Here is a 14,796-nt window from a genome sequence, read left to right on the forward strand (position 1 = left end):
TCGCACTCCACTTTAAATAACCATTATCAATATGAAAGCAACATTTAAATTCTTTAAAATTCTTTTCATTTGGGTTATAGTTCTTTGTTTGCAAAATGCTTTTTCGCAAAGTCAAAAATCATTTCAAGAAGGCGAATGGATTAAACTTAAAATGAGCTATAGTGGATGGCTTAAAGCCGGAGAAGCCACCTTAGAGGTAAAAAACGCAAAATATAAAGATAAACCTGTTTACCATGTTGTAGGCCATGGCAAAACAACTGGACCAATAAGTTGGTTGTTTTTTAAGGTAAGGGATAGGTATGAAAGTTATTTGGATAAAGAAACAGGATTGCCTTATAAATTTATTAGACAAATTGATGAAGGCGGGCATACCAAAGATATCGAGATTGAATTTGACCATGCCAATAAAAAGGCCCATGTTAACAACAAAAAACATAATGTTCTTGAAACATATTCCATCGAGAAAAATGTTCAGGATATGTTATCCGCATTTTACTATTTGCGCAATAATTACGATACAGAAACTATAAAAGAAGGACATATGGTGGCCTTGAATATGTTCTTTGATGAAGAAAATTTCAAATTTCAATTAAAATTTCTAGGAAGAGAGACCATAAAAACAAAATTTGGGAAAATAAAATCATTAAGGTTCCGCCCTTACGTTTCTGCTGGTAGAGTTTTTAAGGAACAAGAAAGTTTAACCCTTTGGGTAAGCGCGGATAAAAATAAAATCCCACTAAAAATAAAGGCCGATTTGGCCGTTGGTTCGTTAAGAGCGGAAATTGTTGAAAGAAAAGGATTGAAACATCCGTTTCCCATAATATTTGAGAAATAAAAACTAAAAAGATGCCTAAAAAAGTAAGATTTGCGGTATACCTAATCTACATATACCTTTTTGCTGCAACAATAGGGTTTACTTTTTTTGATGCAAACTTAGAGTTTATAGGTCTTGATTTAATATTCAGCACTGGTTTAATTAGGGTTTCTCCAATTTTAGCCTTCATAACTAAAATTTTTCTCATGGGTCTTCTGGCCTTTAAAGTTGGACAAGGAAAGAATTGGGCAAGAATTACATTATTGGTTTTGTGCATTCTAGGTATTGTTCTTAATTTCTTTTACTCTTATTTTCCTTTATTGATTGAATTAAGAGTGGTTAATGTCATGGGGTTTATTACATCTTCCGTTATGTTAATAGCTCAATCGGTCATAATCCTTTTACTCTTTAATAAAACATCCAATAATTGGTTTGATGCAAAAAAAGAAGAAACTAATTATAAAAAAATATTCACTCAAAATCAACTAAAGTTAATTACTACTATTAGTTTAGCGTGCTTGCTAATTCCGTTTTCAATATTTGGGTTATGGGTATATGATGCTTCTATTGGGACATCACAGCCAGAAGCAGTTGATATTTTCAAAAATTACTTTCCCGATTTTCTTCAAGGGAGATACGACACAACCGTACTATCTATTATATTTTATGCTTTTGCTATTATTTTAAGCGGAATAAGTCTTCATAAAATACTCGATAAATTTTGGAAGGCACTTAACATTGCTACTTTAGTTGTTAGTTGTTTTTTTCTTTATTTAAATATCTTTTCGATGATGTAAATAAATCCATTTAAATTGAAATTAATGAAAACTATAGTGATTTTTATATTATCCTTAATTACCATCCCATCAATTGGTCAAACATATCGTTTAAATAAAGATTTAATTGAAAGGGATAGGAAAGACTTTTTGGGTTGCATAGAGGAGCTGTTTGAAATTGGAGGAGAGTTCTCATTCAGTTTATCTGTAGGAGACTTGTATCCTTCTCTAGATGATATAGAACATGAGCACCCCTCAACCCCTGAATATCTGGAAACCCTGAAAGATTCCTTATCAAGAGATTCCCTGAATTTTCACCTACTTTCTAAAATTGGGAATTATTATGAGAATATTAAAGAACAAGACAATGCCAACAAGTTTTTCAATAAAGCATTAAAAAATATCGATGTTCATTTCTTTGAAAATGATTCGGCTCGTTATTTTGGCAATCGGAGTATATTAAGATTTAAATTAGGTAAAGATGGATTTATTGAAGATGCTGAAAAAGCACTCTCCTTAAATCCCAACGAAATGAATGCTTTTTCAACTTATACCCTTCATCTTTTTTCGATTGGAAACTATAATAAAGTAAAATCCATTAATATCAACTCGCTTAACGCCAATAACCCCCAGCCAGAGGTTCCAATTTTTTCCTTGATACTTGTTAACGCTGTAGAAAAAATGTTTGAATTACGGCCAAAACTAGACGACCCTATGGTTTTAACAGAATTAAAGCAAACATATTACAAAGAGTTAATTGATTGGACATCCATAAAAAGTTATTATGGGAAAATTAAGAATAAAGAGGTAGAAGAAAAAATAGATAAACTAACTAACTTTTTTAATCTCTTTCTAAAAATCTTAGTTTCTAATTATAATGAAAAAAATCCACCTGTTTTTTATTTTAACCCATCGGAAATAAAAGAAATCAAAGAATTAGAAAATTGGCTTCAACAATCATTCAAAAATGAAAGACTTAATGAATATACCTTGAACAAGTGTCTCGGTTTTATAAATTTTTGTCTAGATAAAAGAGATTTAACTATTGATTATTATAAGAAGGCCTTTGAAGTTTTTCCAGAAAATGCCCCCAAAACCATGTTTAACCCGAATGAGGTTTATTCCAATTTATTGTTCATGTATAAAATATTTGATAGAAATAGCGATTACGAGAATCTGCTTTTAGAAAGAATTAATAATCAATTGCTTAGAGAATTATCAGACTATATTAATCTTATTAAACTTTATTCTTCAAAGGACCAAATGGAAAAAGTACAATTCTATATGGAAGAAGCCGAAAAAATAAACCCGAATAATTTTGAATTGCTTCGTTTAAAAGCACATGTTAATTTTTTAAAAGGTACGGAAATTATACTCGAAGGATTTTATTTAAACAAGGCGCGTCGTTTCATGCAAAATGACAGTGATAACTATCTCCTTTTTTTGCAGAGTGCCATTTACGATATTTTCAACCATAAACCAGAAGATGCCATTAATAAACTAAACCTAATAAAAGAGAACCAACCAAAATGTGAGACCTGTGATAGACTAATAGCAACCTATTTTAACATTGAGAATAATTAAATATATAGCCATGATGAAAAATAAAATCTTACCATTATGTGAAAATTTAAAGACATTAAAATTGATTTTCCTTTTAGTATCGATAGCTTTTTTCCACAATTACAGTCAGGGACAGGAATATAAAAAGTTGGTTGGCAATGCCATAATTGGCCATGATGGCTCATGGGGCAACAATCCATCAAATCTTAAGGAAGCTGCTTTTGATGGAGACATCAACACCTATGTAGATGCGCCATCACCAATTGGTTTTGTTGGATACGACTTTGGAATAACAAGAACCGCAAAAATATATTCCATTAAATATGCCCCACGACCTGAATTTGAAACACGCATACTTGGCACTGAAATACGTGGTTCCAACGACCCTAGTTTTAGAACATATAGTGTGTTGCACACCATTTCCAATATGCCTGTAGCAGGTAAATTTTCTGAAGATTTAATAAACGCATCCGAATCCTATAGATTTATATGTTTTTATTCTTCCAATGGGTTTTGCAACATAGCAGAACTAGAATTTTATGGTTCTTTATCTGATGTTGAAATCCCTACTTTAAGTGATTTACAAATTGACAAAGGTGTTTTGAGTCCGCCTTTTGAACCCGGTCATTTTGAATATTCCATCTTGGTACCATCAGGAGTGACGACTATCAATTTAAAAGTGATTCCTGAGAAAAAATCATTTTCCGTAGTGGGAGACCAAAAAATCTCTTTGTTAGAAGACCATGCCAAAACAACTATAAATGTTACAAATGGAGCAACCACAACCACATATACCATTAAGGCAATTCCTTTTAAACTTAAACATTCATATACTTTCGACGATGGTACGGCCAATGATATTGTGGGCGAGGCTCATGGCGCTATTAGGGGAACTATACAATCTGAAGGCAAGGTTATAGATGGTTTGTTTGTTACCTATGACCAAGGACAATTTATAGAATTACCTGCCGATAAAATAAAAATAAATGAATATTCAGCCATCACTTTAGAAGCCTTTATTCTGGCTTCGAAAGGAAGTGACACCAAAATGATTTCTTTTTTTGGAAACAGCACCGGAAACTTTGGCACAGATTATATTGCCCAATGGGTGCATAATAACGAATTTAGTTGGACGGGTATCTCATGCAATAACGACATAGCCCCTTGGGAAACCATAACCCAAGTTAGTGGTAAATCGCTTCAGGATGATGCATACCACCATATAGTTACAACCTTTGACAACCAAGAAATAAAATATTATATAGATGGCACTTTGGTTGGTAAACAAACAACACTTGGGCATAAATCAAATATCATTGCCAACCTAAGTAACAATCTTGCTTATTTGTGCCGGTCTGGTTACTTAAGGGAACAAACTTGGTTGGGAGGCATTGATGAATTTAATATCTATGAAGGTATTCTTGATGCAGAAACCATTGCCAAATCGGCTAAAAAGTATTTGGAAACCTCAAAAGACAGAAATAAGACATTCTATAAAAGTCTAATAAGCCTAACCGATTTGAATGAAGGCTTTAGACCAACGAGCGACTTATCGGATGAATTCATCAAAACGCTCAAGAAATCCAAGATTGAAGTGTACCCAACCATTTTGCGCACCGTTGATTCTACAACCTGGTCTGAAACATCGGGAAAAGAGTTTGCGGCATCGTTAAAAAGTGACTTGGAGCTGGATATAGACTTTAACAGAAAAACACTAAACCCAGACGAATTAAGAGGCAAAAATCAATTTGAAATTTTCAACAATGAAATGGACTCCTTGGGAGAAAAAATTAGAAAAGAAAAAACGCCGTCAGATTACAACATAGTTCTTGAAATTCTTTTTGCACCAAAACAATCAGAAAGATTAAACGTATTTGGCATTCACGTTTATGTTTTAACAAATGATGGAAAAAATGCCTATTCATTTTTGCTCAACTCACACCATGATAGTTTTAAATATGCCCAACTTTTTGAGGACCATGTTACCAAAGAAAGCTTGGAAACGTTGAAACAAAAATGTACGTGGGTGGCACTTGAGGTGTTTAAGAAACAATTAAATAATAAAATAAGTCATGGGTCAAAACCCATCGATTACGAAGATTATCATGGCCAACTATCCCGCACAACCTTATATACCAACTTACCGACACCAACTACAGAAGATTTCAGAAACGGCGCATTACAATACCATTATCCATTAAAACCTAGTGAGCTTAAAAAAATCAAAAATTTAATCATTGGTGATTGGGTTATGGGGTTAGCAGAGTACAATTATATCGTTGCAAATAAATTAACCTTTAACGCTGATGGTAAATTCACTTCCACAAGCGAATCAAGCTCTACTTTTAAATATGAATTGAAAGGAGATTCCTTGGTGACCGAGTTGCCTAATAATTTAAACAAAAAACAAAAATTCGAAGTAGAAGGCTCTAAATTATACCTTTACGAGAATAATAATCGAAGTGAATATACCCGTACCGAAGGAGATTCGAGTTCTGGAATTCTTGGAAAATGGACTACCAAGATAGGCAATGAAGGAACAATGACATTTGAATTTACACCTTCAAATAACCTAAATATAACCACTAAAATGATTGCTGATGAAGGAACATTTGAGATTAATGCCAATTTAATTGAATTTTTTAGTGAAAAAGGCGGATATATTTTCATGACGATTTTAGCGGTAGACGACGACAATCTTTCCATAAAATCCAATGGAAATGGAAACACATTTAACTATGTTAGGCCAAAAGAGCAAGACTGAAAAATTATAATTTTAAGCCGTTAGGACATATTATGTTTGTTTCCGTTTAAAACAATGTCATTTATTTTTCCTTTCGGCCTTTTTCAATTCCCGTTCCAGTTTTTTGAAATAACCCCGGGTCAAGAAATTATGTTTTAGGGCATCCATGTTTTGGTTGAATTTATCGGTGCCTTCTTCTACATTTTGAAGGGTTTGCTCAAGCTTTCTAACAAATTCCCCATCATTTGAAAGATAGTTGATGGCACCTTCACCATCTTTTATGTTTGTGAGGGTTTCATTTAAATTATCTACCACCGTTTTTATTTCTTTGCTGGAATCTTCAAGGTTTGCAATTACAGCCTTCACTTTTTGCGCCTCGATGGAATCGTTCAACAATACGCCAGCAACACTTTCATCCACATTTAAAGAACCGATTATTGAATTTATTTCTTTCAGTGCCTTGTTGGCTTGAATGCTTGTAAATTTCAAGTTATTAATTGTTTGCTTGATGTTGTTTGAGGCCACACTATCATGGATTAGCATACCCAAAGTACCTTTACCATCCGCTATGGCATCGGCAATATCCAATAATTTAGAGGTGAGCAATGCCGCATTTTCGTTGGTGACATTTAACGTGTTCAGCATTTCACCCGTCCCGATTTTGGTATACGATTTAATAATATCTCCAGAAGAAATCATAGCGCCATTTCCTTCTCCAGGAATAATATTAACAATCATATTCCCAACCAAACCATCGGTTCCTATGGTAGCTACGGCATCTTTTTTTATGTGATTGACCATTTTTTCATCAATGACCATCTCCACATTTATAACCGAATCGTTTACCATGGTTATTCTTTTAACAGTGCCCACATTAATGCCCGAATAACGCACGTTATTTCCTTGAATTAAACCATTAACGTTATTGAAATTGGCACTTATGCTAAATGTTTTGTTGAACAGGTTTTGCCGTTCCCCAATTAAATAAATGGCCACCACAAAAAGGAGCAATCCTGAAATCACAAAAACACCGAGCCTGAATTTTTCCGTTGTTGTTTTTTTCATGGTTTCTAAATTTTATTGTTTAAAAAATGCCCTTATCTTCTCGTCTGTTGATTGGGACAATTCATTAAATGTTCCTTGTGCATAATTAACCCCATCAACCAATAAAACCATACGTTCTGAGACTACTCGCGCGCAATCCACATCATGGGTTATAATCAATGACGAGGTTTTATACTTTTTTTGGACTTCGCGCATAAGCTCAATTATTTCTTTTGATGTTATCGGATCCAATCCACTTGTAGGCTCATCGTATAAAATAATTTTTGGCCTTAATATTAGTGTTCTGGCCAAGGCTATTCGTCGCTTCATCCCCCCAGAAAGTTCCGCGGGCATTAAATCCATAGTATGCGCCAACCCAACACTATCCAAAGTTTCTAAAATGAGCTCTTCTGCATCTTCTATATCCTTAAACCGATTTTTATGCCTTCTTAAAGGAAATTCCAAATTTTCCCTAACGGTCATGGAATCGTAAAGGGCACTGCCTTGAAAGAGGAATCCAATTTCAGTTCTAAGCTCGTCCAACTCCACTTGGTTTAACTTAACTATTTCCTTACCCATAACCTCAACACATCCCGAATCGGGTTCCATTAAACCTACCAAGCATTTTATCATTACCGATTTCCCGGAGCCCGACTTACCCATAACCACAAGATTCTCTCCTTCAAAAAGTTCTAAATTAAAACCGTTTAAAACTTGATTTTCACCAAAGGATTTTCTCAAATCCTTAATTTTAATCATCGTCGCTCGATTTCCTTGAGACAGTTGAACTTGTTGTATGTTAGTTTCTTCGTTCATTTTTAAACTTCAAAAAATATGTCTGTTATAAAAACAGCGATAAAGTCAAGTACAAACAATAGTATGGAGGCAAATACCACTGCCGTGTTTGCTGCTTTACCAACGCCAACCGTTCCCTTTTTACAGTTATAGCCTTTAAAACAGCCTACCAACCCAATGGCAAAACCAAAAAAATAGGTTTTAATGGTAGCGGGAACCAGGTCCGTAAATTCCAAAGCTTTAAAAGCTTTATTAAAATACAGTTGAAAGGATACATCGCCTTTTATGTTTTCAATAATGTAAGAGCCATAAAGTGCAATAGCATCACCATAAATCACTAAAATTGGTATTACCAGTGTGGCAGCTAAAATTCTGGTCACCACTAAAAATTTAAACGGATTGGTGCCGGAAACTTCCATAGCATCAATCTGTTCTGTAACCCTCATGGAACCCAATTCTGCACCAATTCCCGAGGCTATTCGTCCTGCCACGGTTAATGCAATAATAACTGGGCCAATTTCCCTAATTATTGAAATGCTTACCATTGAAGGCATCCAAGCTTCGGCACCAAATTCCTGCAAGGTTGGCCTAGTTTGCAATGTTATAACCAACCCAATTATAAAACCCGTAAGGCCTACCAACAAAAAAGAACGGTTTCCTATGTTGTAGCACTGCCTTAATAACTCATTAAGTTCAAAAGGTTTTTTAAATACTTCTTTAAAAAACCTTCGGGTGAATATGGAAAGTTCACCTATTTCAACAAAAAAGGGTTTTATTTTATTTAAACCAAACATTATACATCATGCTACAACCCTCTAATTTAGTTAGATATGGGCATTTTTTAAATGATAAAAATCATATCCCGAAACTGATTGAAATCATTGGCAAAACATGGAATATGATATAAATTTCAAATAAAGGAATGTAAAGTCCTCAATCTTGATATTGGCAGGTTATGAATAGATTTTTTCAAAACTCATTAGTCCTAGTTTTGGCCTTTTTCGCATTTGTACAAGTGGCTTTTAAAATTGACAAAAAGCCTATTATCAAAGCGGAAGCAATAGAGATTTGTGCTCATGATTCTTCCGTTAACTATGTTATCGTAAACAGAAATATTGCCATTAACACCTATTTTGAATATTTAGATTCCATCGTTAAAAAATATGATTCAGTTACCCCTTACAAATTAACCGAGCATTTGTTGGTTCGCGCCAACCCTTGGATTATTGACACCTTGAAAAACACCGATTACTACATTATGAAAGCCCGTGGTATAAAAGTGGACAATCAAAAAGAAATGGTTATTTTAAACAAAGGAGACACCATTTTTTTACCAAATAATGATTTGGTCAACAAACTCTTAAAGGTGTTCAACACAACTCTCATAGACCTAAACATTCCGGAATACAAAATGCGCATTTTGGAAGACTCCACAGAAAAATATTCATTTCCCGTTAGAGTGGGCAGAAATGAAAAAAAATACCTTGAAACAGCAGGACGCATTATAGACTTAAAAACCAAAACCGGAAATGGAACGATTATCGGTTACAATAAAAATCCCGATTACATAAACCCTGTAAATGGGCATCGTTACTATGTTACAAAAAGAGATGATAACGAGGTGACCAAACTGCCCAGAATCCCATTTATAGAAACTGAAATTAATGGCCAAAGGTATGGGCAATTAATACATCCAACCACAAACCCCATTACTTTGGGAAAAGCTTATTCCAATGGTTGCATTGGCACAAAGGAATCTGATGCCTGGGTTATTTACTATCACGCTCCAATAAATACAAAAATAACCATCAGATATAATTTGCACATTAATGGTGAGGATGGCAACTCAATTACTTTGAAAGATATTTACAACAAAGAAAAATAGATGCCAACTGATATTAATCATTGCCCTTTTCAACAATAGTTTAGATATTTAAAGGTAACTCAAAATCCAATGATTATGAAAACTATAGATAACGCCACATTTGTAGACAAAGTTGTTGCACAACTAAGAAGGACCGCCATTGATCTTGAAGAGTTTCAGGTTAAAGCCTCATTGGGAAAAGCTGAAGCCACAGACAAATACGAAGAAATTAAAAAGAAATTCAACTTATTCATCCATGAAACCAAGAATAAGATTGAGTTAGGAAAAGAAAAAATAACAGACATGAACACGATGTTCGATGAACTGATTGTTCAACTGGCTTTGGGCAAAGCAGAATCTAAAGAAGCTTTTAAAGAGCAAAAAAAGAAACTGCTACACAAACTACATGACATTGAGGTAAAGATTAAAACAAATGAAACACTAAATAGCATTTATGCTTATGTTTTAATTGAAATTGAAATGTTTAGAGTTCAACTTGAAATCTTAGAGAAAAACTTCGAGAAGGGTAAAGACGGTGTAAAAACAGCTTTTGAGAAATCCAAAAAGGAGTTTAACGAGATGATTGAGAAAATTAAAAGCAAATATTCCGGCAAAAAAAAGGAAACCCAATGGGAACATTTTCAAAATGAGATTTCAGAGGCCTTTGGCCATTTTAGGCAAGCTTTTTCAAAAGCTTGACTTAAGAAAGAAAGCACAATTTAAAAATTGTGCTTTCTTGTTTATTTCAGACATCATAAACGTCACCAATGATGAAAATCCTTCTTCCTTATATCGCGAATAACGCTTACCCCAATAATAAAAGCGAAAAACAAACCAACAAGTCCGAATATGGATATGTCTTTCCAAAATGGAGGAATAGCCGTAACAATAAACAAAGTAGAACCAATAATTAAGGCCACCAAAATAAAGGCTGTTACAACCTGTTTTGTTACGCGGTGTATGGCATAAACCATCGCATCAATACCTTTATGGGTTAAATTAACTTTTATCTCGCCACTATTTATTTTCCGAATGGCATTTTTAAGATCGCTCGGAAATTCTTCCATATAATTTGTCATTTCATATAGCGAATTCACCACTTTCTTTCCCATCTTAAGTGGATTATAATCTTTGGTTACACTTCTTGACAAATATGGACGAACCATGTCAAATTGGTCTAAAGACGGATCCAATTTTTGGATAACACCTTCAATGGTAACCATCGATCTGGCGAAAAGATAAAAATGGGATGGCACCTTCAATCCGTGCGCGACAATAATATCTTTTAGTTCAAGCAATACTGTACTAATTTCATTTTCATGAACGTCTCTTACATAGTACTTTTCTAAAAATTCATTTATGTCAAATTCTAATTCTCTTTTATTCTCTATAACCGTTGTATTTGAGAGTTGCTGTAAAGCCTTGATAATTTTGGTTACATTTTTATTGGTAACGGCCATAAAAAGGCTGCCAAAAACTTTAATATCTCGTGGTAAAATGCTGCCCATCATTCCAAAATCCAAATAGCAAATATGACGATTGGGCAAAACCAATAGGTTACCTGGGTGTGGATCGGCATGGAAAAAGCCATATTCAAAAATTTGTTTGAAAAAACTAATGCTTAACCTTTTCGCTATAACTTCTTTATCAATGCCCTTTTTATCAAGTTCTTCTATTTTGTTGATTTTAATACCTGATATAAATTCCAAAGCAAGGATTTTTTCGGTGGTATATTTTTGATAAACTTTTGGGGCATTGGCGAATTGATCGGGACTATTATCTTGAGCAATATTGTTGTAAAATCTTTGGGCGTTGATCGATTCGTTAATAAAATCGAGTTCCTTGAGTATGGACTCTTCAAAGTTTTTCACTAACCCGATTGGGTCGAAACTTTTTAAGGAAGGAATTCGTTTTTCCAAAACTTCAGCTACGCTGTACATGACCTTGATATCCTCTAAAATAATTCTTTTAATTCCTGGCCGTTGAATCTTTAGGGCTACGCGCTTTCCTGATTTTAAAGTTACCTTATGCACCTGAGCCATTGATGCCGAAGCAAAAGGTTTTGGGTTGAACCATGCAAATAAATTATCAATGCTGTCTTTTAGTTCTGAAACCACCACTTCCTTGGCCTTTTTGTCGTCCATTGGTGGCACCTCGTCTTGAAGCTTTTCAAACTGCAATACCAAATCGAAAGGTATAAGGTCTGGCCGATTACTTAAAATTTGACCAAACTTTATAAAGGTAGGACCAAGCTCTTCACACACCAATCGCATTTTTTCCCATTTGGTAAATTGTGCGGCATGAACACGTGAAGACTTAGGCACAAAACGCAAAAAAAAGGTGTATTTGTCCTTTTCCCTAAGATATTGCACCAAATCTTCAAAGCCATATTTTAGTAATACCCTTAAAATTTGGTTATACCTAACAATTGATTTGTACTTGTACTTTATGTTTGAAAAAACATTCATATTATTCAACCATTTCTAAATGATTTAACCTAGCTTCCAATAATGCTATGGACTCGTTGGCTTTTTCAAGCTTTTCGTTTAAGGCCTTGATTTCATCTAAGTGGGCAATGTTCATTTTTTTATAGAACTTCACAATCAGCTCTTCTATTTTTTCCTCTACTTCATCTTTAACTTGGTTGGTTTTTAAAATGATTTTATCGATAAACTCAAGTTCATTGCCATCATCGTCTACGGCAGATTCTGAAGCCACTTTATTGATTTCATCTTTCCCCTTTTTGGATAGTTCATTAAATCTATCCATAAGTTGCGTGTCCTTTACGATATAATAGATACTTGAAGATAAGGTGAGCCATTCCAGTAGTGTTTTAGTTTTCATGACCTCAATTTTTAGTTACTAAATCAATATTAAATATATGCCTAAATAACTTATCCTAAAATGATTAAAATCATAGGTTGATGTATGTTATAATTTTAATTTAGTTACAGTTTTAACGTAAATACCTGTGTCATGTCATCCTCACCTGTTTCTTCAATAATGTCTAAAAATGTGGTGTGCGTTACACCGCATCAAAAACTTATAGATGTAAAACACATTTATGAGAAAAAGGAATTTCATCATCATATTCCAGTAACTGAAGATGAGCGATTAGTGGGCATGATTAGCCTAATTGACTTTATGTACAAAATAAAAGGCGCAGGCCTTGATGACAATCATTTGGTTTACAACGAATTAACCGCCAAAGACATCATGACGCCCAACCCATTTGCATTGGACGAGCATGTTAGCATTGATGAAGTAGCACATGAACTATCTAAAGGAAATTACCATGCCATACCCATTGTTGAAGGCAAAAAGGTAATAGGTATTGTATCTACTGCAGATATCATCAAATATTATCTGAACAAAAATAACACTGAATAACTAGACGTTTTTTCAGAAAGTTGAAATTAGTTGAATAAAAAAAAGGTGAACAGTGTTCACCTTTTTTGCCCCAAATCTACCATGAACTTAACCTACTTATGTTATGGTAGTCCAAACCTAAATAAGTTTGCTGTATTAAAATAAACAATTCTTCAAATTGCTTATTTAATTGTTAAAATGTGAAAATCACATTTGCTTTGTAGCTGTTTTCAAACCATAACCCTAAAGATTATGAAACTCCCGATTATCAAAGGATCTTATCTCCTAAATATCCCTTTAATTTTTGTGTCACTCTATATTAGTTGGTTCACCTTATTGTTTGGTATAGCCCATTTGGTTAGTGGCAAAAATCCAGATATCACGTTTGCCCAGCACCTTATGGGCGTAGCATTTTGTATTGCACTTTGTGTTATAGGCATTGTTTTTTTAATCGTAGCGTTAGCAGCAATTAGAGGAATTATCCATAAGCTAAAAGGAAAAAATTAACCTAAAGAAACAGTTTTAAAAACAAAAATTTAAATAAAAATCAAACCCTTGATAATCTAATTTTTGTACCTTTATTTAACTTTCCTCATTGTTTATCGTTCTTCCTACTTTTTGCAAAATGGCACAGTAATTCTAGGCAATAAACATTAAACTAAAAATCATGAGATTAAAACCAACCATCATGCCCCTATTTTTAGCGCTTTACTTCTGTTTCAATTCTGCTAACGCACAAAGTAATTTGGAAGGAAGGTGGGAATTAGTGAAACAAGTATTGACCTTACCAGACACCTCCTATACACGTACCGGTGAAGATGCTGCAAACATGGTAAAGATTATTAACCAAAAAATCTTTGTAACTGTTGCTTTGAGGGATTCTATTCAACACAGCATGTTTAATTGGGGTTATTATGAGTTGACCGATGATACCTATACTGAGAACATTGAATACTTTTCATATCCCGAAGAAATAGGTAAATCGTACACTTTTAAAAGTAAAATTGAAAATGATATTTGGACTATAGAAGGACCAATAAAAAGAGAAGGTGAAGAACTGCCTGTTTGGAAAACTTATGAAAAGTATAGAAAAGTGGAATAGGATGTTAAGCCTTTTACGTTCATCATGACATATTGGAGCAAAAGCCACTTTAATTTAAAATAAAAAAGGTGAACGAGTGTTCACCTTTTTTGCCCCAAATCTACCATGAACTTAACCTACTTATGTTATGGTAATCCAAACATAAATAAGTTTGATTTATTAAAATAAACAATTCTTCAAATTGCTTATTTAATTGTTAAAATGTGAAAATCACATTTGCTTTGTAGCTGTTTTCAAACCATAACTCTAAAGATTATGAAACTCCCGATTATCAAAGGATCCTATCTCCTAAACATCTCAATTCTTATTGTTTCACTTTACATTAGCTGGGTAACCTTGGCCATTGGTATAGCTCACCTTATTGGTGGTGAAAACACAGACACTACCTCAGCTGAAGCTTTCAATTTTCAACATATCTTAGGTGTTATTTTTATAATTTTTCTCTGTTTGATTGGCTTAGCTTTCTTAATAATAGCGTTAGCAGCAATTAGAGGAATTATCCATAAGCTTAAAGAGAAACATTAACTTTTGAGAAACATTTCTAAAAGCAAAACTTAAATAGTTATTCCCAATTTTCTATTAACTATAATAGATAGTTACAAGTTATGCCATAATCTCTTTTGGTCTATAACTAAGTGTTTGTCGCTCCGTAATCTATGTTTGACGAAAAATATTGATTCAGTAAAACCCATCTCTTTATTTTTATATCAATAAAATTCGTTAGCC

The 14,796-nt window shown here is 33.7% G+C and carries 15 protein-coding genes; 10 read left to right on the forward strand and 5 right to left on the reverse strand.

The window, feature by feature from the left end; genetic code table 11:
- The first annotated feature begins 31 nt into the window (after positions 1–31).
- From ACB104_RS12020 to ACB104_RS12035, 4 genes are read left to right on the forward strand one after another with little or no spacing between them, the layout of a single operon-like run.
- Positions 32–835, forward strand: coding sequence for a DUF3108 domain-containing protein (locus ACB104_RS12020; RefSeq protein WP_370479006.1), 804 nt, complete (start codon positions 32–34; stop codon positions 833–835).
- Positions 836–846: 11 nt separating this feature from the next.
- On the forward strand, positions 847–1,611 hold the full coding sequence (locus ACB104_RS12025; RefSeq protein WP_370479007.1) for an LTA synthase family protein: 765 nt from the start codon (positions 847–849) through the stop codon (positions 1,609–1,611).
- Between the two features lie 24 nt (positions 1,612–1,635).
- Positions 1,636–3,174, forward strand: a complete 1,539-nt coding sequence (locus tag ACB104_RS12030; protein WP_370479009.1) for a tetratricopeptide repeat protein — start codon at positions 1,636–1,638, stop codon at positions 3,172–3,174.
- Between the two features lie 10 nt (positions 3,175–3,184).
- Positions 3,185–5,917, forward strand: coding sequence for a LamG domain-containing protein (locus ACB104_RS12035; RefSeq protein WP_370479011.1), 2,733 nt, complete (start codon positions 3,185–3,187; stop codon positions 5,915–5,917).
- A gap of 57 nt (positions 5,918–5,974) precedes the next feature.
- On the opposite strand, the gene ACB104_RS12040 is transcribed toward ACB104_RS12035, so the two are convergent.
- Genes ACB104_RS12040 through ACB104_RS12050 form a run of 3 tightly spaced genes read right to left on the reverse strand, consistent with a single transcriptional unit; the run spans position 5,975 to position 8,529 of the window.
- Complete coding sequence (locus ACB104_RS12040) at positions 5,975–6,961, reverse strand: MlaD family protein (RefSeq protein WP_370479013.1); 987 nt, start codon at positions 6,959–6,961, stop codon at positions 5,975–5,977.
- A gap of 12 nt (positions 6,962–6,973) precedes the next feature.
- On the reverse strand, positions 6,974–7,756 hold the full coding sequence (locus ACB104_RS12045; protein ID WP_370479014.1) for an ABC transporter ATP-binding protein: 783 nt from the start codon (positions 7,754–7,756) through the stop codon (positions 6,974–6,976).
- Between the two features lie 2 nt (positions 7,757–7,758).
- Positions 7,759–8,529 (reverse strand): MlaE family ABC transporter permease, encoded by a 771-nt coding sequence (locus tag ACB104_RS12050; RefSeq protein WP_370479016.1) that lies wholly within the window; start codon positions 8,527–8,529, stop codon positions 7,759–7,761.
- Between the two features lie 161 nt (positions 8,530–8,690).
- Between ACB104_RS12050 and ACB104_RS12055 the strand changes: the two genes are divergently transcribed.
- Together ACB104_RS12055 and ACB104_RS12060 are read left to right on the forward strand one after the other, a co-directional pair.
- Positions 8,691–9,620 (forward strand): L,D-transpeptidase, encoded by a 930-nt coding sequence (locus ACB104_RS12055; protein WP_370479018.1) that lies wholly within the window; start codon positions 8,691–8,693, stop codon positions 9,618–9,620.
- 75 nt (positions 9,621–9,695) lie between these two features.
- Positions 9,696–10,298: a hypothetical protein gene (locus ACB104_RS12060; protein ID WP_370479020.1), complete on the forward strand. Its 603-nt coding sequence runs from the start codon at positions 9,696–9,698 to the stop codon at positions 10,296–10,298.
- A 62-nt stretch (positions 10,299–10,360) separates the two neighbouring features.
- Here ACB104_RS12060 and ACB104_RS12065 read toward each other — a convergent pair whose 3' ends face one another.
- Positions 10,361–12,067, reverse strand: coding sequence for an ABC1 kinase family protein (locus ACB104_RS12065; protein WP_370479022.1), 1,707 nt, complete (start codon positions 12,065–12,067; stop codon positions 10,361–10,363).
- A gap of 1 nt (position 12,068) precedes the next feature.
- The gene (locus tag ACB104_RS12070; RefSeq protein WP_370479024.1) at positions 12,069–12,443 is read right to left on the reverse strand and encodes a hypothetical protein; all 375 of its coding nucleotides are present in this window, start codon (positions 12,441–12,443) and stop codon (positions 12,069–12,071) included.
- Positions 12,444–12,575: 132 nt separating this feature from the next.
- Here ACB104_RS12070 and ACB104_RS12075 point away from each other — a divergent pair, with 132 nt between their 5' ends.
- From ACB104_RS12075 to ACB104_RS12090, 4 genes are all read left to right on the forward strand, one after another.
- Positions 12,576–12,989: a CBS domain-containing protein gene (locus ACB104_RS12075; RefSeq protein ID WP_370479026.1), complete on the forward strand. Its 414-nt coding sequence runs from the start codon at positions 12,576–12,578 to the stop codon at positions 12,987–12,989.
- A 231-nt stretch (positions 12,990–13,220) separates the two neighbouring features.
- Positions 13,221–13,475: a hypothetical protein gene (locus tag ACB104_RS12080; RefSeq protein WP_370479028.1), complete on the forward strand. Its 255-nt coding sequence runs from the start codon at positions 13,221–13,223 to the stop codon at positions 13,473–13,475.
- Between the two features lie 160 nt (positions 13,476–13,635).
- Positions 13,636–14,070, forward strand: a complete 435-nt coding sequence (locus ACB104_RS12085; RefSeq protein ID WP_370479030.1) for a hypothetical protein — start codon at positions 13,636–13,638, stop codon at positions 14,068–14,070.
- Between the two features lie 255 nt (positions 14,071–14,325).
- Positions 14,326–14,595: a hypothetical protein gene (locus ACB104_RS12090; RefSeq protein WP_370479032.1), complete on the forward strand. Its 270-nt coding sequence runs from the start codon at positions 14,326–14,328 to the stop codon at positions 14,593–14,595.
- Positions 14,596–14,796 lie beyond the last annotated feature (201 nt).

The sequence above is a fragment of the Tamlana flava genome (assembly GCF_041287255.1).
Taxonomy (GTDB): Bacteria; Bacteroidota; Bacteroidia; order Flavobacteriales; family Flavobacteriaceae; genus Tamlana; species Tamlana flava.